The organism is Mycobacterium sp. NGS49 (genome assembly GCF_059812565.1).
Window position 1 is genome coordinate 132,308 of the sequence record NZ_JCALCX010000011.1, and the last position, 24,157, is coordinate 156,464.

The 24,157-nt window shown below is 64.8% G+C and carries 22 protein-coding genes; 10 read left to right on the forward strand and 12 right to left on the reverse strand.

What is annotated here, in order from left to right; genetic code table 11:
- Window positions 1–2: 2 nt before the first annotated feature.
- From AC5Y7D_RS13715 to dprE2, 4 genes are read right to left on the reverse strand one after another with little or no spacing between them, the layout of a single operon-like run.
- Complete coding sequence (locus tag AC5Y7D_RS13715; protein WP_499924660.1) at window positions 3–728, reverse strand: cobalt-precorrin-6A reductase; 726 nt, start codon at window positions 726–728, stop codon at window positions 3–5.
- Window positions 728–1,483, reverse strand: coding sequence for a precorrin-4 C(11)-methyltransferase (gene cobM, locus AC5Y7D_RS13720; protein WP_499924661.1), 756 nt, complete (start codon window positions 1,481–1,483; stop codon window positions 728–730). Before cobM ends, AC5Y7D_RS13715 begins: the two co-directional genes overlap by 1 nt.
- The gene (gene cbiE / locus AC5Y7D_RS13725; protein ID WP_499924665.1) at window positions 1,480–2,652 is read right to left on the reverse strand and encodes a precorrin-6y C5,15-methyltransferase (decarboxylating) subunit CbiE; all 1,173 of its coding nucleotides are present in this window, start codon (window positions 2,650–2,652) and stop codon (window positions 1,480–1,482) included. The genes cobM and cbiE overlap by 4 nt, the downstream gene beginning before the upstream one ends.
- Window positions 2,649–3,398, reverse strand: a complete 750-nt coding sequence (dprE2, locus tag AC5Y7D_RS13730) for a decaprenylphospho-beta-D-erythro-pentofuranosid-2-ulose 2-reductase (protein ID WP_499924667.1) — start codon at window positions 3,396–3,398, stop codon at window positions 2,649–2,651. Before dprE2 ends, cbiE begins: the two co-directional genes overlap by 4 nt.
- A 35-nt stretch (window positions 3,399–3,433) precedes the next feature.
- Here dprE2 and AC5Y7D_RS13735 point away from each other — a divergent pair, with 35 nt between their 5' ends.
- The gene (locus tag AC5Y7D_RS13735; protein WP_499924670.1) at window positions 3,434–3,841 is read left to right on the forward strand and encodes a F420-dependent biliverdin reductase; all 408 of its coding nucleotides are present in this window, start codon (window positions 3,434–3,436) and stop codon (window positions 3,839–3,841) included.
- Window positions 3,842–3,858: 17 nt separating this feature from the next.
- Here the strand turns inward: AC5Y7D_RS13735 and AC5Y7D_RS13740 are convergent, their stop codons facing one another.
- Window positions 3,859–5,328, reverse strand: a complete 1,470-nt coding sequence (locus AC5Y7D_RS13740; protein ID WP_499924673.1) for a phosphoinositide-specific phospholipase C-related protein — start codon at window positions 5,326–5,328, stop codon at window positions 3,859–3,861.
- Between the two features lie 233 nt (window positions 5,329–5,561).
- Here AC5Y7D_RS13740 and AC5Y7D_RS13745 point away from each other — a divergent pair, with 233 nt between their 5' ends.
- The 6 genes from AC5Y7D_RS13745 to AC5Y7D_RS13770 all read left to right on the forward strand — a co-directional run bounded on the left by AC5Y7D_RS13745 (window position 5,562) and on the right by AC5Y7D_RS13770 (window position 13,000).
- The gene (locus AC5Y7D_RS13745; RefSeq protein ID WP_499924678.1) at window positions 5,562–5,876 is read left to right on the forward strand and encodes a DUF2563 family protein; all 315 of its coding nucleotides are present in this window, start codon (window positions 5,562–5,564) and stop codon (window positions 5,874–5,876) included.
- The gene (locus AC5Y7D_RS13750; RefSeq protein ID WP_499924682.1) at window positions 5,855–8,236 is read left to right on the forward strand and encodes a putative alpha/beta hydrolase; all 2,382 of its coding nucleotides are present in this window, start codon (window positions 5,855–5,857) and stop codon (window positions 8,234–8,236) included. Before AC5Y7D_RS13745 ends, AC5Y7D_RS13750 begins: the two co-directional genes overlap by 22 nt.
- A gap of 144 nt (window positions 8,237–8,380) precedes the next feature.
- Window positions 8,381–9,328 carry a hypothetical protein gene (locus tag AC5Y7D_RS13755; RefSeq protein WP_499924687.1) on the forward strand — a complete coding sequence of 316 codons (948 nt, stop codon included), beginning with the start codon at window positions 8,381–8,383 and terminating at the stop codon, window positions 9,326–9,328.
- Window positions 9,329–9,553: 225 nt separating this feature from the next.
- Window positions 9,554–9,976 carry a hypothetical protein gene (locus tag AC5Y7D_RS13760; RefSeq protein ID WP_499924689.1) on the forward strand — a complete coding sequence of 141 codons (423 nt, stop codon included), beginning with the start codon at window positions 9,554–9,556 and terminating at the stop codon, window positions 9,974–9,976.
- Window positions 9,973–12,165 carry a DUF5631 domain-containing protein gene (locus AC5Y7D_RS13765; RefSeq protein ID WP_499924693.1) on the forward strand — a complete coding sequence of 731 codons (2,193 nt, stop codon included), beginning with the start codon at window positions 9,973–9,975 and terminating at the stop codon, window positions 12,163–12,165. Before AC5Y7D_RS13760 ends, AC5Y7D_RS13765 begins: the two co-directional genes overlap by 4 nt.
- A gap of 268 nt (window positions 12,166–12,433) precedes the next feature.
- Window positions 12,434–13,000 carry a dihydrofolate reductase family protein gene (locus tag AC5Y7D_RS13770; RefSeq protein WP_499924696.1) on the forward strand — a complete coding sequence of 189 codons (567 nt, stop codon included), beginning with the start codon at window positions 12,434–12,436 and terminating at the stop codon, window positions 12,998–13,000.
- 52 nt (window positions 13,001–13,052) lie between these two features.
- On the opposite strand, the gene AC5Y7D_RS13775 is transcribed toward AC5Y7D_RS13770, so the two are convergent.
- Window positions 13,053–14,180 carry a M24 family metallopeptidase gene (locus AC5Y7D_RS13775; protein WP_499924700.1) on the reverse strand — a complete coding sequence of 376 codons (1,128 nt, stop codon included), beginning with the start codon at window positions 14,178–14,180 and terminating at the stop codon, window positions 13,053–13,055.
- Window positions 14,181–14,220: 40 nt separating this feature from the next.
- On the opposite strand from AC5Y7D_RS13775, the gene AC5Y7D_RS13780 reads away from it, so the two are divergent.
- On the forward strand, window positions 14,221–15,171 hold the full coding sequence (locus AC5Y7D_RS13780; protein ID WP_499924704.1) for a 5'-3' exonuclease: 951 nt from the start codon (window positions 14,221–14,223) through the stop codon (window positions 15,169–15,171).
- Here the strand turns inward: AC5Y7D_RS13780 and AC5Y7D_RS13785 are convergent, their stop codons facing one another.
- The 6 genes from AC5Y7D_RS13785 to AC5Y7D_RS13810 all read right to left on the reverse strand — a co-directional run bounded on the left by AC5Y7D_RS13785 (window position 15,172) and on the right by AC5Y7D_RS13810 (window position 22,115).
- Window positions 15,172–15,897: a DUF4333 domain-containing protein gene (locus AC5Y7D_RS13785; RefSeq protein WP_499924708.1), complete on the reverse strand. Its 726-nt coding sequence runs from the start codon at window positions 15,895–15,897 to the stop codon at window positions 15,172–15,174.
- A gap of 90 nt (window positions 15,898–15,987) precedes the next feature.
- Window positions 15,988–18,720, reverse strand: a complete 2,733-nt coding sequence (locus AC5Y7D_RS13790) for a DEAD/DEAH box helicase (RefSeq protein WP_499924710.1) — start codon at window positions 18,718–18,720, stop codon at window positions 15,988–15,990.
- Window positions 18,721–18,801: 81 nt separating this feature from the next.
- Window positions 18,802–19,755, reverse strand: coding sequence for a twin-arginine translocase subunit TatC (gene tatC, locus AC5Y7D_RS13795; protein ID WP_499924711.1), 954 nt, complete (start codon window positions 19,753–19,755; stop codon window positions 18,802–18,804).
- Between the two features lie 25 nt (window positions 19,756–19,780).
- Complete coding sequence (tatA, locus tag AC5Y7D_RS13800) at window positions 19,781–20,044, reverse strand: Sec-independent protein translocase subunit TatA (RefSeq protein ID WP_499924712.1); 264 nt, start codon at window positions 20,042–20,044, stop codon at window positions 19,781–19,783.
- Window positions 20,045–20,145: 101 nt separating this feature from the next.
- Window positions 20,146–21,126, reverse strand: a complete 981-nt coding sequence (locus tag AC5Y7D_RS13805) for a helix-turn-helix transcriptional regulator (RefSeq protein ID WP_499924714.1) — start codon at window positions 21,124–21,126, stop codon at window positions 20,146–20,148.
- Window positions 21,123–22,115 carry a helix-turn-helix transcriptional regulator gene (locus tag AC5Y7D_RS13810; protein ID WP_499924716.1) on the reverse strand — a complete coding sequence of 331 codons (993 nt, stop codon included), beginning with the start codon at window positions 22,113–22,115 and terminating at the stop codon, window positions 21,123–21,125. The genes AC5Y7D_RS13805 and AC5Y7D_RS13810 overlap by 4 nt, the downstream gene beginning before the upstream one ends.
- 628 nt (window positions 22,116–22,743) lie before the next feature.
- Here AC5Y7D_RS13810 and AC5Y7D_RS13815 point away from each other — a divergent pair.
- Together AC5Y7D_RS13815 and AC5Y7D_RS13820 are read left to right on the forward strand one after the other, a co-directional pair.
- Window positions 22,744–23,058, forward strand: coding sequence for a hypothetical protein (locus AC5Y7D_RS13815; RefSeq protein WP_499924717.1), 315 nt, complete (start codon window positions 22,744–22,746; stop codon window positions 23,056–23,058).
- A 164-nt stretch (window positions 23,059–23,222) separates the two neighbouring features.
- Window positions 23,223–24,149 carry a ferritin-like domain-containing protein gene (locus tag AC5Y7D_RS13820; RefSeq protein WP_499924719.1) on the forward strand — a complete coding sequence of 309 codons (927 nt, stop codon included), beginning with the start codon at window positions 23,223–23,225 and terminating at the stop codon, window positions 24,147–24,149.
- Window positions 24,150–24,157: the final 8 nt, after the last annotated feature.

Here is a 24,157-nt window from a genome sequence, read left to right on the forward strand (position 1 = left end):
CGCTAGCCCAGTTCCGCCACCCAGCGCTGGGCTGCTGCGACCGTACCCACCGTGATGACCCCGGGGGGCAGCGGCGGACGCGCCACCATCACCACGGGAACATCAAGTGCCGCGGCCGCTTCCACCTTGCCGCGCGTCATCTCACCGCCGCTGTTCTTGGTCACCAGCACGTCGATGCGATGTTCAGCGAGCAACGTCAGTTCGTCGTCGTAACGGTAAGGCCCACGGGAGAGCAACAGTTGATGGTGCCGCGGCATCGCGACGTCGTCGGGTGCGGTGACCGCGCGGATGAGAAACCACGCATCGCTGTCGGCGAAGACCGCGACTCCGGACCGCCCGGTGGTCAGGAACACCCGCGAATACTGCTGCCGCGCGACTTCTTTCGCTGCCCCGACGTCTGACTCGACCACGGTGGCCGATCCGGGCTCCCACGCTGGACGGGCCAGCACCAGATGCGGGATCTGCAGCTCTCGACACACCTGCGCGGCGTGTGCGGTCATGGTGGCCGCGAACGGATGGGTGGCATCCACCACGGCGTCGATTTTTTCGTCCCGCAACCACCTCCGCAGCCCCTGCATCCCGCCGAACCCGCCGATGCGCACCGGGCCCACCGGGAGTGCGGGGTCGGGCACGCGGCCGGCCAGCGAGCTGACGATATCGACCTGCGGGTGCAGAGCTTTGGCGAGCGCCCGCCCCTCGGCGGTACCGCCGAGCAGGAGCACCCGCATCAGTGGGCGCCTTTGCCGCGCCGTGCCATCGAATACAGATAGCTGTCGGTGAAGCCTTCGGCGCCCAGCACATCACCGACGACGATGACAGCCGTCTTGGTGATGCCGGCGGCGTGCATCTGTTCGGCGATGTCGGCCAACGTGCCCCGCAGCACGGTCTGCTGCGGCCAGCTGGCGAACGCCACTACCGCAGTGGGCGTTTGGGGTTGGTAACCGCCGGACACCAGCTCGGGAACAATCGCGTCGATCTGAGCGGCGGCCAGGTGCAGGACCAGGGTGGCGCCGGATCGGGCCAGAACGCCCAATTCTTCGCCGGGGGGCATCGGGGTGGACAGCGTCGACACCCGGGTCAATGTGACGGTCTGCGCGACTCCGGGAACGGTGAGTTCACGCTTGAGCGCTGCTGCGGCTGCCGCGAAAGCGGGTACACCAGGCACGATCTCGTACTGGATGCCCCGGTCATCGAGTCGGCGGCATTGCTCGGCCAGGGCGCTGTAGAGCGACGGGTCACCGGAGTGCAATCGGGAGACGTCGTGGCCGGCGGCGTCGGCTTCGGCGAGTTCGGCAATGATCTGGTCCAGTGTCAGCGGACCGGTGTCGATGATCTTGGCATCGGGCGGGCATTGCGCGAGAAGGTCTTTGGGCATGATGGAGCCCGCATAAAGGCACACCGGGCATCGTTGCAGGAGCCGCTGGCCGCGCACGGTGATCAGATCGGCGGCGCCCGGACCGGCGCCGATGAAGTAGACCGTCACTGCTTGGTCACCGACCACTGCGTCACGGGGTGCTGCGGACGCCAACCGGTAAAGCCGCCCAGCGGTTCGCCCTGATAGTGTTGGAACCGTCGCAGTTCACCGCCCCGTCGTGAATACTCCTGCGCCAGAACGGCTTCAGACTCGACGGTGACCGCGTTGGCGACCAGCCGGCCGCCTGCGGGCAGGTGGTGCAGACACTCTTCGAGCAGGCCGGGGCGGGTGAGGCCGCCACCGACGAAAATTGCCGACGGGTGCGGCGCTCCGGCGAACTGGTCCGGCGCCTCACCGCGAACCTCAACACTCACGCCGCTGGCCGCGACATTGAACCCGATGTTCGCCCTGCGCCGTTCGTCGACTTCGAACGCCACCGCGGTGCAGCCCGGCACCGCGCGGCACCACTCGACGGCGATGCTGCCCGAGCCGGCACCAACATCCCACAACCGCTGACCTGGCCGAGGGCTGAGCACGGCCAACGTCACGGCCCGGATGCCGTGCTTGGTGATTTGGCCGTCGTTGACGAACGCATCGTCCGGCAACGATGCGGTGCGCCCGTCGGGCAGGTAATGAATCGCGATCACGTTGAGATCGTCGAGGTCGGCGGGCGTGCTGTGCGCCCAGTGGCGGGCGGTGCCGCCGCGGCGGCGCTCGTTGGGTCCGCCGAGCATTTCAAGCACGGTGAACTCGGAGTCGCCACGCCCGTACGCTTCCAGAGCCGTCGCCAGCGCCTTCGGGGTGCCGCGATTGCGCGAGAGCACGATCGCGCGTCCTCCGCGGCGGATCGCGGTCTGCGGCTCAGCCGTGACCAGGCTGATCACCTCGGTGTCGTGGACGTTCCAGCCCATCCGGGCGCACGCCAGGGTGACCGAGGATACGTGCGGCAGAACTCGCACCTTGTTGGGCCCGAACAGGCGGATCAGGGTGCCGCCGATGCCATGCAGCAGCGGATCGCCGCTGGCGACGATGTGGATGTCCGGGCCGTCGGCCGGCAGCGCCTGCAACGCGGGCAACATCGGGGAGGGCCACACCCGGCGCGGCGCCGCGATGGTGTCGTCGATCAGATCGAGCTGTCGCTGGCTGCCGTAAATCGCTTCAGCGCGGCGCAGTTCGGTCTTCGACGCCGCGGAGAGTCCCGCCATGCCGTCGGCGCCGATACCTACCACGATGATCATCGCGGCATCCTGCGCCAGACGGACTGCGGCAGCAACCTCAGTGTTGCGAACATCGGTCGCAGCGCCCACGGTATCCAGACGCTGCGGCGGCCTTTGGCGAGCGCGCGCGCGGTGGCGGCGGCGACCTGCTCGGGGGTGCTGGACAGCGGCGCCGCCGGCATGCCTTCGGTCATCCGCCCGATGACAAAACCCGGGCGCGCGATCAACAGCCGCACTCCGGTGCCGTGCAGTGCGTCGGCCAATCCACTGGCGAAACCGTCCAAGCCGGCCTTGGCCGAACCGTAGACGTAATTGGCGCGTCGCACCCGCACTCCGGCGACTGACGAGAACACCACCAGCGACCCGCGTCGCGCCGCGCGCATCGCCGAGGCGAGATGGGTGAGCAGACTGACCTGGGCGACGTAGTCGGTGTGCACGATGGCGACGGCATGCGCGGCGTCCTGTTCTGCGCGGGCCTGGTCGCCGAGGATCCCGAACGCCAATACCGCGGTGTCGATGGGGCCGTGCGCGGCGACGATCGCGTCGACCAACGGACCGTGGGAGTCGACGTCGTCGGCGTCGAATTCCCGGCCGTGCACGGCTGCAGCGCCCGCCTCGAGCAACGCGCTCTTCTGGTCCTCGAGTTGGTCGGCGTTGCGGGCTGCCAGCACGACGGTCGCTCCGGGCGCCAGGCGGCGCGCCAGTTCGATGCCGATCTCGCTGCGGCCGCCGAAAATTACCAGCGGACCAACGCGGGTGTCGTCCACGGCTGTGATTATTGCCTGCGCTAGCGTGAAGGGCGATGGCCAAGACCACTACCCGTCTCACCGACGACGCGCTGGCGTTCCTCTCCGAGCGCCATCTGGCCATGCTGACCACGCTGCGCACCGACAGTTCACCGCACGTGGTTGCGGTGGGATTCACCTTCGACCCCAAGACTCATATCGCCCGGGTGATCACCACAGGTGGTTCCCAGAAGGCTCTCAATGCCGAGCGCGCCGGCGTGGCGGTGCTCAGCCAGGTTGACGGGGCGCGGTGGCTCTCACTGGAGGGGCGGGCCGTGGTGAACAAGGAGATCGACGCTGTTCGCGATGCGGAGCTGCGCTACGCCCAGCGCTATCGGACACCGCGCGCCAACCCGCGCCGAGTGGTTATCGAGGTTCAGGTAGAGCGGGTCTTGGGTTCGTCGGATCTGTTGGATCGCGGCTAGTAGCCAGCTGTGTCCGCTCAGGGCGTGATGGTGTAGTTCACCCAGGCGCCGCCCGCCGGTCCGGCAACGGCATGCAGGCGCGAGTTCTGAACTCCGGTTCGCGGGAGCCCGAAGCTATTGCCGAGTGCGGTGCACGCCGCCGGCGCCGCCGCGAAGGTCACCGGCGCCGTCACGACCCAGGTACCGGAGCCGGTCTGACAGCCGGCGGGATGCGAGGCTCCGCAGGGAGCCGCCACCCAACGGCCGTCGGCGCCCTGCAAGGTGCAGGTGCCGACGCTGGCGCGGGGTTCATCCGGCGCCCAACTCCACAGCGTCCCCTGGATGCGTCCGTCCTCGGGCAGCAATTGGTCGAAGCCGAACAGATTGACGCCGCAGTTCGTCATCGACTGCGCTTTCGGGGGCGTGAGAGCCTCCGGGTTGGTGGGCGGTCGACTCGGATTGATCAGGGCCGAAATGAAGGTGGAGTCCTCGTAGTAGCGCACGATGTTCGAGGCGTAGACGGCGGGACCGTAGGTGGCATCACACTTCGGGAACGGCTGGTAATCGAATGTCGAGCCGCTTTCCACTTCCTCGCCTCGCCAGTTGAAGATTGTGCTTCCCCAACTGGGCACGCATGAACCGCCGCTGACGAGCAATACTTGGGCACCGGCGGAATGGACGTCATCGCGCGAGATGTTGCGCGGGAAGGGTGCGCAACCCGTAGAGGTGATGTCGGCCGGATTGGGATGGTAGATGAGGCTGGAGCCATTAGGACGCACCAACTGCCGCTCGAAGGTATCGAGAGCCGACGCATACGCTTGCTGGTCTTTGAGCGCGTCCTCAACCAGAATCAGCACGACCTCGCTCGGGTGCGCATTGATCCACTCCGTAATGGCCGGAAGCACGTTGGTGAGCAGCGGTTCAGTGGTGCAGCCCAGGTTGGCTTGGGCCGGCGGACGTCCGTGGCACACCGCGACAGCACGCCTACCCAACTGGGCAATCTGTGGGATGTAGTGCAGATCCAGTTCGATGCTGCGCGCGTCGATGTCCAACTGCTGGGGCATCGACAACTGTTGGTTGGAATCGGCGTGCGAGGGGGTGAACTGGCTGACCAGGCTGTTGAACGAATTGTGGGTGCCGACCCACTGGGCGTCACTGAACGGCACCGGGTTTCCTAGCCCGTACTGAAACGCCGCCGTGCGATGTACCCACGATTGCAGATAGGCAACGGTTGCGGCCTGGGTCACCTTGGCGGCCAGCGGAACCAGACAGAGGTTGTCGGCCACTCCGACCCTGCGGCACTCCGCGGCGACGGCGTCTGCGAACTTGCCTGTCCCCACGCAGGGAAAAGCGAAGGGACTGATGGCATTACAGGGTGCCGTCGGGGGAGGTGGCGTCGGTACGTCGTTGACATCAGCGGTGGCCGGTGGCGCCGCCGCCACCGTCAGAATCAACGCACTGATCATGACGGCGGTCTTCAGCCACCGGGCGCATCGGGCGCGGGACATGCGCGAAAGACTGACACGGCGGAGTGGTCCAGGAGAGAAATGTTGTCGAACCGTTCGAGTGTTGAGATCACTCTGTTAACTTTGGTTACTCTATTCGCTTTAGCCATATCAGCCCCTTTGCCACCGTTAGCTCTGGTTCGGACCCGCGGCTTTGCGCGACAACGGTGTGAATTGTGGACGAATCGATGTCGGGTTAGCCTCACCGGCATTCGAAAATCCGGAAGGGGGAGATCATGTTCGTCGACACCGCACTGCTGCACTTGGGGGCGAGTGAATCGCGTGACGCGGGTGACCAAGCACGTCAAGCGGCGGAACGCCTTTCGGGGGCAGAGTCGGTGTCTGAGATGTTTGGCGCCTTCGGCATCGCGGCGGCTTTCCATGAGGCGATGGAATCTTTGCAGGCACAACACGTTCGGGTCTTGTCAAGGCATCAGGAGACGCTCGAATCCATCGGCCGCGGCGCCGCGGTGGCCGCTGCGGAGTTCACCCAGATGGAGCAGGACAACGCCACAGCATTACGGGCGGTATGGTGCGACTCCGGTACCTGAGCGTCCCGGACCTGATCGCCAGTGCCGGCGGCAACCCGTGGGCAATCAACCAAAGCCTGCAGCGGGGTCGGCCGGCTCAGATCTCATTGCTGGCCAAGGCTTTCCATGACGCCGGAGAGCTGACCGCCGAGGCGGAGGCAGCGTTCGAACGGGCACGCAAGCGCTTCGAGGATGCGTGGAACGGCGAGAACGGCGAGCACCCGATCAACGGTGCGGCCGAAGTGCAGCGGGCGACGGAGTCACTCGGGGTGCAGACCGCGCAGATACCGGCGATTGCCGTCCACCTGGAGCGTGTTGCGGCCATCCTGGCGAAGGCGCAGCGGGCCGCGGCGGTACGGATGCGGGTATTGGAGGGCCATCTGGAGATCCTTGACCGCCGACTCGGCGAAGCTCGCGACCAGCTCCTCCCCATCGGTCTCGACGACATCACCGGGCACATCGAGCATCAAGCCATGGACGAAACCGGCGCAGCTTTGCGCGATGTCGAGCATGTTCGAGACCGGTATGCAGACATGTTGCATCGGTTGATATTTCACTTGCAAGTAAAGGACGGCTACGACAGCCGGCCCGTCATCGCCCTAGATGGCATCGACGGTGAGTCCCCCGAACAGGCTGAAAGAGACGTACACGCCGCCCTTGCCGGCGACGCAGCGGCGGCGGGGCGGGTCAACGCAATATTGAGCTCGATCACTTCGGAGCAGCGAACCGGCAAGGAGTCGTTGACGTCGGAGCAGGCATCGGTGGTGAGTCAACTGCAGGCCCAACAGCACGGGATGTCCATCAGTGAGCTGTGGACCGCTGAGCAACGCCTCGGTGATCAACGCGACATGATCGCCAATTCCTGGCAGCTGATGAGCAATCCGGCTCTTACGTTTCCCCGGACCGATCTCAAACCCGGCGCCGGACAAGGTAGCGACATGGTGAAAGGGGGTGAGGTGCAACTGCCTCAATCCGTGCAGCAGGTGCTCGAGGCACCTTGGTCGCAGTACTGCGACCTGGTAATCGGACCGACGCTCGCCCGCACCGACCCGACGAGGGTCATCGCCGACATCGTCAGGCACGGAAGGTCGTCCTTTCAGACAAATACTGACCTGGATCGACGGATGATCGCCAAGGCTTCGGACATGATGAACGCGACGTTCGGTGACTCCGCGAGCCCTGCCGAAGTACGTTTGCGCGAAACGGCTTTCGATCCGCTCATCGCAGACCTATTTGCGGCCGCCGCACGCGACCATCCCGTGATTCACGACGTTTTGACAGGTCCCGGGCATGAAGTCTTCCTGCGGAACATCACGCACCACTCATGGCACGATCAAGGCAAAGGTGCTGCAGCGCTGTTCCAATGGACGGAGGGCGCCGCATATGGGCCCGAGGCCCGACTGGCCGGCGAAGCGGCGGCGGCGTATGGCTCCTACATCGGGACCAACGAACACGAACTGTTGCACCTACCGGGCAATCGAACCGTCGGCCAGGCCAATCCGCACCTCGTCCAGGCCATTGCGCGCGGACTGACCCCCTACATCAGCAACATCGCCGGGACGTCAGGCGCTTTGCCGGAGTTCGGCTTCCCCGCTGATTCGTACGGCGAGGACGGCGATAGCGGTAAACTGCCTGTGGCCAAGGGCATTTTCTCGGTAGTGAGTACCGACAAGGCCGCTTCCGACTACTTCAACGGGCACGCCGACCACCAGGCGGTTGTCGCTGAAGGCACTTATGCGCAGGCACTCGCGCACCACGCGCCCGATCTGGACAGTTATAACGCCAATCTGCACGATGCCATGACTTTGCGGGGACTGGTCAACTCAGGAATCCATAACGCGGCCCAAGCCGACGTCGAGAACCACCAGATGACCGAAGAGGCCGCACAGCGCACCGAATACGACCGCAAGAAGACGGCCTACGAATTGGAAGCAAAGGCGGTGGGCGCTGTGGCAGGACTCATTCCCGGGGTCGGTTCGTATGCAGGACCTGTCGTAGGGATCCTCGGTCAGGCTATCGAAAGCGATTTTGTGGGACCCCAACCCGTCGGTGCGCCGCCACCGACCGATCACGTATTGACTGGCATGTCGATCGGTCACGCCGACCGCGAGATCCTCAACGCTGTGATCGCCTCCGGCCAACGTGTGGAAGGCATTCCACAGCAGTATTTGATCGACGGGCGGGTTGGGAGCCCAGATGAACTGTTAAGCAGAGGGATTCATGTGGAATCCGGCACCTACGACGAAGCTCTCAGTCGGGGGTTGATCGACACGTTGACGCAGATTTACGGCAATGATGCGGGCCGCCCCGTTATGCCCGACATGTACATGATCAACCGTTACAACGCGGTCATCCACGACCAGAACCCGCTCAAGAAATAGCAGCGAGGCAGCAAAGCTGAATAACCTGAGCAACCGATCAGCGCTAGCATCACGCGTGTCGGAGGCACCGTCTGAGCCTTCGACTGCGCTTCTGCAGGTTCGTGTATGGCCTCGGGCGGAGAGTCAGGCACTCGGAAGGATGCAATGAGCGGAGATGACGACCAGCTGAGGATCATCCTCGGTCAGCTGTCACAGCTGCTGGGGATACCGCCGCCGCCGATGATCACACCCGACCAGTTGGCGACCGGGGCGTCAAGTATCAGTCAACTGCTCAAAGCCCTGGGCGCAGCTGCGAATTCGGGCGACGCCGGCGACTACGGCGAAGCCTTGGCCGGGCATGACGAGCGCGAGACGAAGACCTCCGATGCGCTGGCGAAATTCCCGGCAAACGAGGAGCAGGCCGCGGCTCAGTTGGCGGGCGTCGGCGGTTCCGGGGAAATGGGTCAGATGCTGCAGCAGATGCCGCAGATGGCCTCTGGAGTTGCCGGAGGAGTAGCGGGGGTTCTCGGCGGTGTGCTGCAACCGCTGAGCCAGATTCCCCAACAGCTTGCTCAGGCTGGTCAACAGGCGATGCAGACCGGGATGGGATTTATGCAGCAAGGAGCAGGAGCCGCCGAGAGCGGGCCTGAAGAGCTGGTCAGCGCCGAGGAGGGGGTTGGCGGCGGTGGCGGCGAAATTTCGCCGGCCGGCGGCGGAAGCGGTGGCGTTGGCGGTGGGGGCATCGAGGGAACAACACCGACCGCGATGCTCGGACCGCCGCCGACCCCGTCGGCCGGAACCGTGCCCGCGTCGTCGCAAGCCGTGACCTCCACACCGCCGGCCACGCCTGAGCCGGCAACTGCCCAGCGCGGGGCGATGGGGGCGATGCCGATGATGCCGCCAGGCGGCACGCACGGGTCCGGTAATGCGGGCAGTGAGGCCAAGCCCGACACCAAGCGCATAGTTGGGCCGACAGTGAAAAATGGCGCGCCGGTGCAGGGACGAATCACCGCGCCGCCCATGCCCGCAGTGACCAAACATGTCGACGGCAAACCGGTGGCGACTCGGCGCATCGCGCCGCCAGACGTCAAGCGTGACGACGAGAGTCATTGATTCGTTTGTTGTAGCAAACCTAGAGTCGGCTCCGATAGGCATATCTTTACTGGACAGTTCGTTGTCGCGAGGTGGACAGCAAAGCTGACTGGCGGATTCTGGCAGGAGCGATACGATCCACGCGTGTCAAATGTGTCTCCACCACCAGCATGGTCACCTGTGGCGCCACCTGCGGATACTCGGCCCTCGCGGGGGTTGGCGATTGCGTCGCTGGGGATTGCCTTGGTGGCAATTGGCATTGCAATCGGCGCTTGGTTCCGGCCACTGCCGAAGAATGAGCCCCCGCCGGCGCCGACGTATTCAAGCCAGCAGGTAGCTGACGCGAAGGCGAAGGTGTGTGCGGCGTACGAGCGGGTGCATCGAGCCGTGGGTCTAACGTCTAGTAGGAGCAGCGAAGATCCGACCACGCGTCTTGCTATTGCCACCAGCGGGCGACAAGCACTCGGCATCGGAGGCACTTATTTGCTTGCGAAGCTCGCCGAAGAGCCGGCGACGCCGTCTGACCTCGCGGCAGCAATTGGCAACCTCTCGAAAGCATTTCGAGAGCTCGCCATCGATTACCTAGCTGAATCTGGTGATGCTGAGCTGGATCCGCTTCTACGTCGTACGGATCAAGAAAGTCAAAATATCGAAAATATTTGCAAATGACCGATTTGCCGCCGGGAAAATGGTCACGACTGTTAGTTGGCGACGCTTGGCCCGATGCAAATGACGTGATGGCGCTGGAACACGCTAGGATGAATCGTAGCCGTGTCAAGACCAGTTTTATGGCCTTTTCTGAACTGCTAAACCAAGCCCGCGTGGATCAACTTGGACAACAGCATGGCTACACCGCGCAGGATTTACGACTGACCTTCACCGAAGGTGAGAACCATGCTCGTCGCATCGGGGACAAAAACGCAATTAAGGAATCTTCCTACAGTTCCGCACTTGATAGCGTCAGCAGCCTCCGACATGAGTTGACTGATCTGGCCATCGACGGAGGCCAAGAAATCGACCGCATAGTGAGTTCGAATGAAGTAGCTGCGGAGAAACAAGCGAAGGTAATCGAGGTAATTCATAGGTATCGCGCTTTGGCTACCCTGGCCGCAGCGAAGTGTGGCAGTAATGTGCTTGACGCTATCCAGCGCATCCTCGATTGCGAAGGAAGTGGGTTATCCGCGCGTCAATTCACGCAAACCCAAGGGCTCGATACCACTCAATTGTTTCGACAACGCGCCGACGACAGGCTCGCTGAAAAGGTATGCAATTTGCTGGAAATGCCGCCGGGTTCGCGGGCAGGGATCGAGAGCAACGGCCTGAAGACTCATCCAAGCGACTTGCCCGAACCTCAAGCGCCATTAACAGAACAGGCGTCGGGGTTTATTGGAGGCGTCAACAATTGTGGCAATCTAAAGACGGACGCGGTACTGCCACCCTCTAGGTCATCAGGTTCTGCGGCCGCCCTCGGAGCACGGGGCACGATCGTTAGCAACAATCTCAAAGCGCCGACAACATTTCCTTCAACATCTTGCTCGGGACCAGCGTCCGGCACACGGCTGCTGAGTTCACCTTCCGCGCCATCACCAGTGTTGACTCCAGCCTCTGCAACGCCGATGCCAGCCCCGACAACGCCGCTCACCACACCGACACCAGCGCCTTCACCGGTTGGGGGGCTCCCAACCCCCACCATCAACCCCACCGAACTAGCCCAAAGCTTCAACAAAGGCATGGAGTCCAGCGCGCCGTTCTCCGCCGCCGCACACGCCATGCCCTCGGTTCCAATGACTTCGACCGAGCAACAAGTCGCCCACGCCGCACCGTCGATCCCGTCCGCGTCCGCCAATCAACAGTTGCATGTTGTTGATGCGCCTCCGCCAGTTCACCATTCGCCGGCCGCGGAGCCACCGGCCGCCGCACCCATAGTTGCTGCCGCAACCCCGATTCCGCCACCGGCCACGCCACAGGCGGTGGGCCCATTGCCGACCTACGGCTCCGATCTGCGGCCACCCGTTGCTACGACGGCCACCCCGTCGGCACCACCTGCCAACCCGTTGCCGCCCCCGGCCACACCCAGCTCGGCGCCGGTAACGCCCTCGGCCGGCCAGTCGGCCGCCAATCAACCGGCGGTCGTGCGCCAGACCAGTCCGTCCACTCCCCCGCCACCGCCGTCGACCACTGGGACCCAAGCCGTCGTGGCCACCGCGAGCGGCGCGGCGATCGGAATGGCTTCGGCCGACGCCACGGCCCGAAAACGATTGCAGCGCTTAGTGACTGCTGTCGCACGCCAGCAACCCCGGCTGGCGTGGGCTGCTGGTGACAACGCGGACAACACGACCATACTGGTGACTGATCTGGCCAGCGGCTGGATTCCGCCCGGGATTGACCTGCCGTCAACTGTGACGTTGCTGCCGCCCGCGCGGCGTCGCGGCAATTTGGAATCCTTACTTGGCGCGGCCACGGTCACCGCGAGCTACACCCCGATTCACCATCTGCCCGACGACGGAGAGCCACCGCCCACATCGCCGCGCCCCCGGTCCGCTCCCGAGGTCGCCGATCTCGGATGGGAACTCAGCCAGGCCACCCAATGGCGCGACGACCTACCTCGGCTGGCTCACACCCTGGCTAAGGCGGCTGCCTCCGGGACCGGCGTGCTGGACTCAGAAATCGACCTCCTGCACGAACACCTGGCCAATACCAGCGAGCGAGTGCTGGACCGCTATCCCGACGAAGTCAATGCCCACGACGTGGGAAACTGGCAACTCTTGGCCGCGATTGACGCGCTCGTGGCCGGCGACAAGACAAGCGCCAACTACCATCTCGCGTGGTTTTTGGCGGCGAAAGCGACCGGTTACTGAAATCGCCTGCGCTATCGAGTTTCTGGCGGACCGCTCCAGTTTCCAAGCGACAGCCGTGACGGCTGAGGCGCAATGATCAAAATTTGACCGGGCTCGCGGGCGGCTGAGCTCGCAAGGACAAGCTGGTCGAGGCCATTGGCGCGCGGTCAACGCGCCGGTCGATTCGTCAACTACAAAGGAGGCCGCCTCGCGCTCGCCCTCCCCAAGAATTTGCCAATGTCTCGTGGGCGTCGCGATGAGTTTTGCCCTGCGGTGCAGTCTGATCTCCATGGGCAAACTCATCTATGGCTTCAACGTGTCGGTGGACGGGTACATCGCCGACGCACACGGCAACATCGACTGGTCCGATCCGAGTGAAGAACTGCACCAGTACTGGAATGACTTCGCGCGGGAGACCGCCCTGTCGTTCTATGGGCGACGGCTCTACGAACTGATGTCCGCATACTGGCCGACCGCCGACCAGGCCCCGGACGCCACACCTCTGATCGTCGACTTCGCCCACATCTGGCGCGACATGCCCAAGGTGGTGTTCTCGCGCACCTTGGAGTCCGTCGACTGGAACTCGCACCTGGAACGCGGCGACCCGGTCGAGGTGATAGCCAAGCTGAAAGCCGAAACCGACGGCAGGCTGGAGCTGGCCGGCGCGACGCTGGCCGCACCGATCGTGCAGGCCGGGCTGGTGGACGAGTACCGGCTCGTGGTCGCACCCACCGCCGTGGGCGGCGGCACCCCGTTCTTTCCAGCGCTGCCGTCATGGATCACGCTGCGACTGAAGGAAAACCGCACCTTTCCGGGTGGCACGGTCCTGCTGCGCTACGAAGCCAAACACGACTGATCGAACACACAGTCACCCAGTCCTGACAAATCCGCACGGCGGAGGAGAACCCTCACGCCACCGGCACGACCATAAGCTCATGAGGCTGGTTGTTGACTGACATGGCACCATCGTCGGTCACGACCACGATGTCTTCGATTCGCGCACCCCAACGCCCGGGGAAGTAGATGCCCGGCTCAATAGAGAAAGCCATGCCCGCGGCCAACGGCAGATCATTGCCGGCCACGATGTAGGGCTCTTCATGCACGCACAAACCGATGCCGTGTCCGGTGCGGTGCACGAAATACTCCGCGAGCCCTGCTTCACCCAACACCTCACGCGCCGCGGCGTCCACCTGCTGGGCCGTCACCCCTGGACGGACCAACTCATAGGCCGCACGCTGCGCTCGCTGCAATACCGAATAATGCTGAACCACTTCCGAATTGGGATCACCGATGCTATAGGTGCGAGTGGAATCCGAGTGATAGCCGGGTGCGTACATACCGCCGATATCGACTACGACGACGTCGCCCTCCGCCAACACGCGGTCCGAATATCCATGATGCGGGTCGGCGCCATGTGGGCCAGACCCGACGATCACAAACGCCACCTCCGAATGCCCCTCGGCCACAATGGCTTTGGAGATGTCCGCTGCCACGTCGGCTTCCGTCCGTCCCGGCACCAGGAACTCCGGCACCCGCGCGTGCACCCGATCGATTGCCGCGCCCGCCCCGCGCAACGCATCGATTTCGGCTTCCTCCTTGACCATCCGCAGCTCGCGCAACACATCGGTAGCCAGCACCGGCAGCACGCCGAGCGCACTGGCCAACGGCAACAAGTGCAGGGCCGGCATGGAATCGGTGACTGCCACGGCGGCAGGCCCATCACCCAAAGCGGCACCCACCAGTGCATACGGATCTTGGCCGTCAACCCAGTCCCGCACGCCCAGGCCTAGTTCCAAAGCCGCGGAGTCCTTGAGCGTCGCCAACTCCAGCCGGGGCAACACCACCGTCGGTTCGCCAGCAGTCGGCAACACCAGCGCGGTGAGTCGCTCGAACGTCTCCGCACGCGACCCGAGCAAATAGCGCAAGTCGTAGCCAGGCGTGATCACCAAGCCCGCCAGGCCGGCCCGACGTGCCAACTCGGTGGCAGCCCCGAGCCGTCGGGCATACACCTCAGCGTCGAATCGGTCAGCGTCCATGGCAGCCAGGCTAACCGGAACACCTGGCAGGATGATCGCCATGCCTGCACCTCTGTTGCTGCTGGACGGCGCCAGCATGTGGTTTCGCTCATATTTCGGCGTGCCGTCATCGATCAAAACACCCGACGGCCGACCGGTGAACGCGGTCCGCGGATTCATCGACTCGATGGCGGTGGTGATCACCCAACACAAGCCCAGCAGGCTGGCGGTGTGCCTTGACCTGGACTGGCGGCCCCAATTCAGGGTCGACCTCATCCCCTCGTACAAGGCGCATCGGGTAGCCGAGGAAGAACCTGCGGGTGAGCCCGATGTGGAAGAAGTGCCCGACGAACTCACCCCGCAGGTCGACATGATCATGGAGTTGCTCGACGCGTTCGGAATCCCTACGGCAGGCGCAGCAGGTTTCGAGGCGGATGACGTGCTGGGCACTCTGGCTGCACGGGAGCGCAACGACCCGGTCGTGGTGGTCAGTGGCGACCGCGATCTGCTTCAGGTGGTCGCCGACGAGCCCGTCCCGGTTCGGGTGCTCTATCTGGGCCGCGGTCTGTCGAAAGCCACCTTGTTCGGTCCCGCAGAGGTTGCCGATCAGTACGGGGTACCGCTCGAGAGGGCCGGCGCGGCCTACGCCGAACTAGCTCTGCTGCGCGGCGACCCGTCCGATGGACTTCCGGGGGTGCCGGGGGTGGGCGAGAAAACCGCAGCGACCCTTCTCGCCCAGCATGGCTCGCTCAACGAGATCATGGCAGCCGCGGAAGATCCAAAGTCAAAGATGGCCAAAGGCTTACGCGCCAAACTGAAGTCCGCAACGGGCTATATAGAAGCAGCCGAAACGGTGGTGCGCGTGGCCACCGACGCGCCCGTCAAGCTTTCGACACCCACCGATGAGCTGCCGTTGCACGCAACCAACCCCAAGCGCACCGCCGAACTGGCCACCGAGTACGGCGTCGGATCCTCGATCTCGCGCCTGCAGAAAGCGCTCGACGCGCTATAGCTACTGAGGCCGGCCGACCTCGTAAGTGCCCTTGTCGTCTTGGAACGTCACCGTCACACGCTTGTTCGCGCCGTCGATGCTCACGGTGCACTCAAAGGTGCCACCCTTTTTCACCACCGGGTCCGAACCGCCGTTGCACTTGACGTCTTTCACGTTCTTCGCGCCGTAGCCGTTGGTCTCGTCGGTCAGGATCGACTGCACATCGGTATTGGCCTTGTTGACGTTCAGCTTGGTGGTGACGAAGAACCCGGGCACCACGAACCCGAGTACCAGAATGACGACCAGGAAGAGCAGCGCAATCCCGCCGACCACAGCGCCGATGAACGCCTTGGAACGCTTCGGCCCCTGGGGCGCTTGACCGTAGGGACTGACCTGCTGCGGGTACTGGCCCGGCTGACCCGGTTGACCCGGTTGACCGTACTGGGGCGGCTGACCGTACTGGGGCGGCTGACCGTACTGCGGGGGCTGACCGTACTGCGGGGTGGCACCGTACTGAGTGGCCTGCGAACCGAAATCCGACCCGTAGCCCGGCTGCGGGTACTGCTGCGGATAAGCGGGCTCAGCCGGCTGCTGGTAGCCGGGGTACTCCGCGGCCGGGTACGACTGCGCGTGCCACGTCGCGTCCTGACCGCCCGGTTGCTGTTGCCACGGCGAGCCTGCCACGGTCGGGTCCGAGGAACCCCCTGGCGGCTGCCATGACTGGTTTGGCCCCTGCGGTCCACTCATTGTCGCTCCTCAGTCTGGTTTGTCCTCGCCACCGTTAGCCCCTGGTGGTCCCGTGCGCATTTCCGGATGTAACCGTAGCTCCGGCCTAGCCTACCCGGCGTCAACTGCGACGACGCCGCGCCGAATGTCATTGATAGCGCGCTTGGCCGCGGCTCGCACCTCGGGGTCGGGCGCCGCGTTGCGAACCTGGTCGAGCAAGTCGAGCACCTGACGGCACCAGCGCACGAAATCCCCCGCCGACATCGGGACTCCCGAACCCACGGCCTCGGCCGCCGCCAACGCCGCCGCGAGGTCACCGGTGCGCGCCCACCGATAAATCACCTGCACAAAGCCGTCGTCGGGTTCGCGGCTTTGGGAGATGCGATGTGTCTGTTCGTCGGCGCGCAATTCGTAGGACAGCCGGGCGGTCTGCCCCAGCGCCTGCCGCAGCCGCGGCGTCGGGACGTCCGCACCGAACGGGGCGCCCGGTCCGTCACTCCCCCGCGCCTCGTAGAGCACCGCCGAGACTACCGCCGCCAACTCCGCGGGCTTCAACTCCGCCCACGCGCCGGTGCGAAGACACTCGGCGACCAAAAGGTCACTCTCGCTGTAGATCCGCGCCAGCATGCGGCCGTCATCGGTGACATGCGGATCGGTCGAGGGTCCCTTGATGAACTCACGCTCGGTCAGCAGTCCGACGATCCGGTCGAAGGTGCGGGCCAGTGAATTGGTCGCGGCCGCCACTTTGCGCTGCAGTTGCGCGTTGTCGCGTTCGATGCGCAGGTAGCGCTCGGCCTGGCGGACCTGCTCCTCCAGACCGGCCGCATGGTGCGACGGGTGCCGACGCAGCTGCTCGCGCAGCGACGTCAGCTCCGGGTCGTAGTGCGTGTTCTCCGTATCCCGCCGACCCGCCGGAATCGCCAGACCCTCGACTGCGGAGCGCAAAGCCGACGCCAGGTCGCGCCGCACTCGCGGCTGACGGTGTTCGACCCGCTTGGGCAACGTCATCGACCCGACCGGCGGCGTTGCACCGGAATAGTCGGCCGACGAGATGCGGCCCGCCCATCGATGTTCGGTCAGCACCAGAGGCCGGGGGTCGTCACGGTCACGGGCGGTTTCCAGGACGACGGCGAGCCCCCCGCGTCGGCCGTGGTTGATATTGATGATGTCGCCGCGCTTGAGTGCGGCGAGGGCATCACTGGCGGCTTGCCGTCGATGCAGTCTGGATGCCCGAGCCTGGGATCGCTCCAGCTCGCTGATCTGTGCACGCATCCGGGCATACTCCAGGACCGGGGCCTCATGCCCGCCCAACTCGGCGGCGATCTCATCGAGCATTGTCTTCCCACGCTCGATGCCACGCACCAGACCGACGACCGACCGGTCAGCCTGATACTGGGCGAACGATTGCTCGAGCAGCCGATGCGCCTGCTCGGGGCCCAACTGGTGCACCAGATTGATTGTCATGTTGTACGACGGCGCGAACGAGCTGCGTAACGGGAAGGTGCGGGTGGATGCCAGGCCCGCCACCTCGGACGGCTCCACATCCGGGTGCCAGAGCACAACCGCATGGCCCTCGATGTCGATGCCGCGCCGACCGGCGCGCCCGGTCAGCTGGGTGTACTCCCCCGGCGTCAGGGGCACGTGTTGCTCGCCGTTGAACTTGACCAGCTTCTCCAGCACGACGGTGCGGGCCGGCATGTTGATGCCCAGTGCCAACGTCTCGGTGGCGAAGACCGCCCGGATCAGACCGGCGGTGAAGAGTTCCTCCACGGTGTGGCGAAAGGCCGGCAACATGCCGGCGTGGTGGGCGGCCAGGCCGCGCAGCAGCCCTTCGCGCCACTCGTAATAGCCCAGCACCGCCAGATCCGCGTCGGCCAGATCGCCGCAGCGGTGTTCGATAACCTCGGCGATCTGCGCGCGTTCCTGCTCGGTGGTCAGCTTCAGCGGCGACCGGAGGCATTGCTGGACGGCGGCATCGCAGCCGGCCCGGGAGAACACGAACGTGATGGCAGGCAACAGACCGGCCGCGTCCAGGGACGCGATGACGTCGGGCCTGGCGGGTGGCCGGTAGAAACGCGGCCGCGCAGGCCGTCCCGGGTTCCGCCGGCGCGGCTGCCAGTCCGACATCCGATCGGCTTCGCGGCGGTGTGCGATGTGGCGCAGCAGTTCAGGGTTGACGTGCGGCTTGTCCTTGCTACAGCCCTCGGCCGGGTAGTCGAACAGGTCGAACAGCCGCTTGCCGACCAGGACGTGCTGCCACAACGGCACGGGCCGGTGCTCATCGACCACCACGGTCGTGTCGCCGCGCACCGTCTGAATCCAGCCGCCGAACTCCTCGGCGTTGCTCACCGTCGCCGACAGGCTGACCAGTCGCACCTCGTCAGGCAGATGCAGGATTACTTCCTCCCAGACCGGACCACGCATCCGGTCGGCCAGGAAGTGCACCTCGTCCATCACCACATGTGAAAGACCTTGCAATGCAGTCGAATCCGCGTAGAGCATGTTGCGCAGCACTTCGGTGGTCATGACCACCACCGGAGCATCGGCGTTGACGGACACGTCGCCGGTCAGCAGCCCGATCTTGTCCTTGCCGTAACGCACCGTCAGGTCGGTGTGCTTCTGGTTGCTCAGCGCCTTGAGCGGGGTGGTGTAAAAGCATTTGCCGCCACCCGCCAAGGCCAGGTGCACGGCGAACTCGCCGACCACCGTCTTGCCCGCACCGGTGGGGGCGCAGACCAGCACACCATGACCGCCTTCCAGCGCGGCGCACGCGCGTCGCTGGAAGGCGTCAAGAGGGAACGCCAGCTCGGCTGCGAACCGGGTCAGCTCGGGGAGTTCGGTCACGCCTCGCCCCGCGAGGGTGCGCGAAATGCCAGTCCCAACGGCGTGTCGATGTACAGACACGCACGTTCGCCGAGTCGGATGTCAGGTGACGTCGTCATGAGTTCCGCCGATCACCGACGGCGCCGGTATCGGCGAGGGTGGTTCGATGACCGATGCTTGGTCATCGGGTAGCGCGGCGGCTTCCCGCTTGGCTTTGCGCTTGTCGTGAATCCGGGCGATTTGGATCGCGAATTCGAGCAGCACGGTCAGTGCCAAACCGAGCGCAGTCATGGAGAAGGGATCGGAGCCGGGGGTGAATATCGCGGCGAACAAGAACATCGCGAAGATCAGCCCACGACGCCACGCCCTGAGCCGTTCATACGTCAGCATGCCCGCGATGTTGAGCATCACGATCAACAGCGGGAACTCGAAGCTGACGCCGAACACCACCAGCAGATTGATCAGAAAGCCGAAGTACCGGTCACCAGACAATGCGGTCACCTGCACGTCGCTGCCGACCGTCAGCAAGAAGCCCAGCGCCTTGGACAACACCAGATACGCCAGCGCGGCTCCGGCGATGAACAGCATCACCGCGGGAATGACGAACGCCACTGCGAAGCGGCGCTCCTTCTTGTAGAGCCCCGGGGTGATGAACGCCCAAAGCTCGTAGAACCACACCGGACAGGCCAACACAATCCCGACCGTCATGCCGACCTTGAGACGCAACATGAACTGGTCGAACGGCGCGGTTGCCAGCAGCCGGCACTGCCCGTCTGCACTGATGCTGGCCCTGGCAGATTGCGGTAGCGCGCAGTAGGGCTGACGCAGCCACTCGCCCAAGCTCTCCAAACCGAAGAGGGGATGCGAATACCAGACGAAGCCGAACGCCGTCGTCGCCACGATCGCGGCAATCGAAATCAGCAGCCGGGTACGCAGCTCGGTCAGGTGGTCGACCAGCGACATCGTCCCGTCAGGGTTGACCCTGCGACGACGATTCCGCGGGTCAAGGCGTTTGAGGGGACCAAAAGCGCGCGACGAAACCCTGGGACCTTTCACGACATTCGGTCAGAGTGAGGACGGACTAGGCCGGCCGCGCCTCGGTGTGGCCCTGCTCAGCGGACGCCGGCGGGTCCACGCGCTGGGCCTGCACCGGGGTGGGGGCCGCAGCGGGAGTCTGAATAGACGGTTCGGCTTTGTTCTCGCTCTGCAGCTCACGGACCTCGGACTTGAAGATGCGCAGCGACTTGCCCAGCGAGCGCGCAGCATCGGGGAGCCGCTTGGCACCGAACAACACGATCACCACGACAGCGAGGATCAGCCAGTGCCACGGTTGAAGACTGCCCACTTTGATTACCTCCAGACGTTCACCCGATGCTACCGCAGTACCAGGGACTCTCCTGTACAAGCGAACGGTTCCCGCCACCGCGCGCCGCGACGCTCAGGACATCACGCCTGCTCAGAGCCGCTGCGGAAGCCCTGGTACGCCTCGACGCCCGCTGCCGCGGCCGCCTGGACCCGCTGCGCGAGCGACTCCGGCTCCAGAACCCGCACAGCCGATCCGAAACCGAGTACCAAGCGGGTCATCCAGTCCTCGGAGGCGTAGGTCATCGTCACATCACAGGAGCCGTCCGGAAGTTCCTGTGCGTCCCGCAGCGGGTAGTACTCGAACATCCATGACGCCGACGGCGCCAGCCGCAACGTCGCAGACGGCAGGGCAGGGTCACCGTCGAACAGCGAAGTATCGGGTGGCGACTGCAGTGCCGGTTCCGGGGGCGCGGCCGGCTCGCCCAAGTCGGTGGCGTCGACGATCCGGTCAAAGCGGAACAATCGAACACCTTCGGCCTCGCGTGACCAAGCCTCCAGGTAGCTGTGGCCGCCGACCAGCAATACGCGGATGGGGTCGACGATGCGGGTGGTGAGCGAATCGTGCGAGGCGGCGTAGTAATCGATGGTCAAGGCGCGCTTGTCGCGAACCGCGGCGCGGACGATGGCCGCGGCGCGACTTTCCAGGGGAGCCGGCTCGTCGACGGCGGCCGCGGCGTCGTCATGGCCGGCGGCACCGGCGGCCGCCGCGATCTTGGCGATCGCACTGCGGGCCGCTTCGGGATCGACCACACCCGGGATGTCGGCGAGCGCCCGTAGTGCCACCAGCAGCCCGGTGGCCTCGGGCGACGTCAGCCTGAGCGGCCGGTCGATCCCGGCGGAGAAAGTCACCTTGACCGTGTCGCCGGAGAATTCGAAGTCGATGAGATCGCCGGGGTCATAACCCGGCAGACCGCACAGCCACAGCTGCTCGAGGTCCTTCTGCAGCTGCTCTTCGGAGACGCCGAGTTCCGCAGCGGCCTCAGCTTTGGTGACGCGAGGGTTGGCCTGCAGATAAGGCACCAGGTTGAGTAGCCGCACCAACCGATCGGATACCGGCGTCATCGGCGCCACTCCCCGGCCGCTTCCCGCAGTCTGGTCAGCACATCCTCGCGCAGCGACGCCGGTTCCAGCACGATCGCGTCGGCGCCATACCCGGCGATCTCGCGGGCCAGCCGGTCGGTGAAGCCGATGTCCAGCTCCAGTACTTCGCCGTCGCGGCCGGCCAGTTGACGGTGACCGACCGACGTTCCGGCGCGGCGCAGCGCGGTAGCGCGGCCGTCAGCGACCCAGACCGTGGCCAGCGCTCCCGTAGGTCCTTCGGCGACCGCATCGGCGACGATCTGCTGCAAGTCGACATCGCCCGGCACGGTTACCGCACCGGGCTCGCCGATCGGTGTGACGTCGGCGCCGATACGCGACAACCGAAAGGTGCGGGTGGCGTCGCGGTCGCGGTCGTGGCCCACGAGATACCAACGCCCCTTGGCGGTGATCACGCCCCAGGGTTCGACCGTCCGCGTGGTGTATGGCGCGGACCGCGACGATCGGTGGGGAAACTGCACCGCTTGACCAGAGTTGATGGCCGACAACAGGGTTCCCAACACCTCTTCGGACTCTTGCAGACCCGGCACCCCGGTCGGGGACGCGATGGATACCCCCGCGTCCGGATCGACGTCCACGCCGGCCGCGCGCAGCTTGAGCAACGCGCCCTGGGTGGCCGTGATCAATTCCGGCGACTTCCACAGCTGGGCGGCAACGGCTACCGCGGCCGCCTCTTCCCGGGTGAGGTCGACGGGCGGCAGCGCATATGCGTCGCGGTTGATGCGGTAACCCTCGGTGGGGTTGAGGGTGGACACCCTGCCGACCTCCAACGGGATGCCCAGGTCGCGCAGTTCGTTCTTGTCTCGCTCGAACATCCGCGAGAACGCCTCCGCCGACGGACTGTCGGCGTACCCGGCGACGTTGGACCTGATCTTTTCGGCGGTGATGTAGCCACGCGTCGACAGTAGGGCGATGACGAGATTCACCAGTCGCTCGACTTTCGAGGTCGTCACCCCTAGCAGCTTAGGCATAGCGCGGCACCGATTCGAACCTGCGGGGTCCACGTCGGAGCCTGGGCGGCGAGATCGAATCAAACCCCGATCCGGCCGCGGCCGCGTGAGCGCCATCACATCCGAGATGAGGAAGGAGTTTGCGCCATTCTTCAGCGGGGTCCAGCGGCGAGGCATTGCGTCCTGCCGGCCGACCCTGACCCAGCGCCGAAGGATGCCAACATCCGGTTGGCCACAATGCGGTCATGAGTACCCGATTTCCGAATTCCTAATCGGTGCAAGCGATTTACCGATTCACTCAGGCGGCCGGCCCAACCACCAGAGTGGATAAGTGACCGCGACTAGCGTAAAGTCGGACTCGTTGGTCTTCAGCAAGTTCGGAGCGGTTAAACCAACGAGCCGCGAGCGTTGTGCTCAAACCGAACACCGGCAAGCTGGTTATAGTGCATCGCAGCCAATTCGGGTGCTGCAATTCTTTCAACGTCTGTATTTTGCAGCGAAACTGATCTGGCCTAGCGTGGAACAGGTTTGTTACCAACATCTTCCGGGAACTCCACCCCGTCGAGGCCGTGCGGCCAATGAGAATGGCCGGCACCAGGACAGGCCTCATTACACCGAAGGAACAGCAAAAATGACTATCAATCCTGCAACGGGACACCGCGCCGATGCGCCGGCCGCATACAGTGCCGAGAACACCGACGTATCGCGGGTGCGCACTCAACGCGGCATCGAGACGAAGGCAGCTTTCAAGACATCCGAGTTCGCCATCTACGTGGTCGCGGTCGTAGGCGTCCTGCTCGCCTCCTACCTGGTCAAGGCGACTGACGGACATGCCGACTACTTCCTGGCTGACCGCGCATGGTTCTACGTTGTACTGCTCAGCATCGGCTACATGGTCAGCCGTGGCCTTGCCAAGAGCGGTATTCGTCATCGCAACGATGCGTAATCACCTCTGAGAGAAGCCAACACGATGGCGGTGGCCTGCGGCCGACACGGCGGCAGGCCACTTCTCTTATTCAATGACCTTCAAAGACTCACCCCTGCAGCATGTTTCGCTATTTGACCCAAAGGACTGGCGACCCGAATATCCCGAATCGTAAGGAAGACAACGTGCCCCACCCAAGCACCGACCGGCTCATAAGCCAACTTCGCATTCTGCATCACCTGACCAACACCGAGGCGCAGATCGCACAGACTAGGCTGGGGCAGGCTCGCGACGACAGTGTGCGCCAAGAACTCACCAACAACGCGGCCAATGCGCAAGAACGCGCAAAGCTGATCGCGGCGGCGCTGCGTGATCTCGGTGGTGTGCCCGACGTAATCACTCCCGCCCTGGGCCGGGCAACCGCGCTGGTCAAGACCCTAGTGGAGCAAGGGCAACCCCTGGCCGGCGCGTTGTTCAGTGACCTCGCCCTCGAACACCAACTACTGGACCGCGCACGCTATCTTGAGGCCCTCGCCGAGGCCGCGGATCACCCCGACACCCGGCTCCTTGCGCGGCGCCTGCAGACTGCGCATCAAGAGACTGTTGATTGGATCAACGCGGTACTCACCCAAGAGGCCACCGGACGATCCACCGCGGTGCGGCCCACGCCCGTACAGGAGGCGGTGAGTCGACTCACTAAAGTCGCCTATTACCCGGCCCGCTGGGCCGCTGCGCGGATCGACGAAGCTGCCGAGGCACTTGGCCGCTTCCGGTCGCGCTTCGAGACCGTCATCGAAGCCACCGTCGATTCCTTCACCGCCGGCCGCGACGCTGGACTGGACAGAGCCGAACAGATTGCCAGCGGAAAAGGGGCGCGCGGCACCGCGAGCACCCTGCACCGCACCCGCAGCGTGACTGGTGGCCTCACCGAGGACGAACTTCCCGTCGACAACTACGACGAGCTCACCGTCAACGAAGTCGCCGCCGAGGTCCAGCAACTGACCGACGCGGACGCGTTGACCGCGCTGCTACGTTATGAACAGAACAACAAGGAGCGCAAGGGCGCGACCAGCGCCATCGAGAATCAACTCGGGACGAGCAACAGCAACTAGGACGGCGC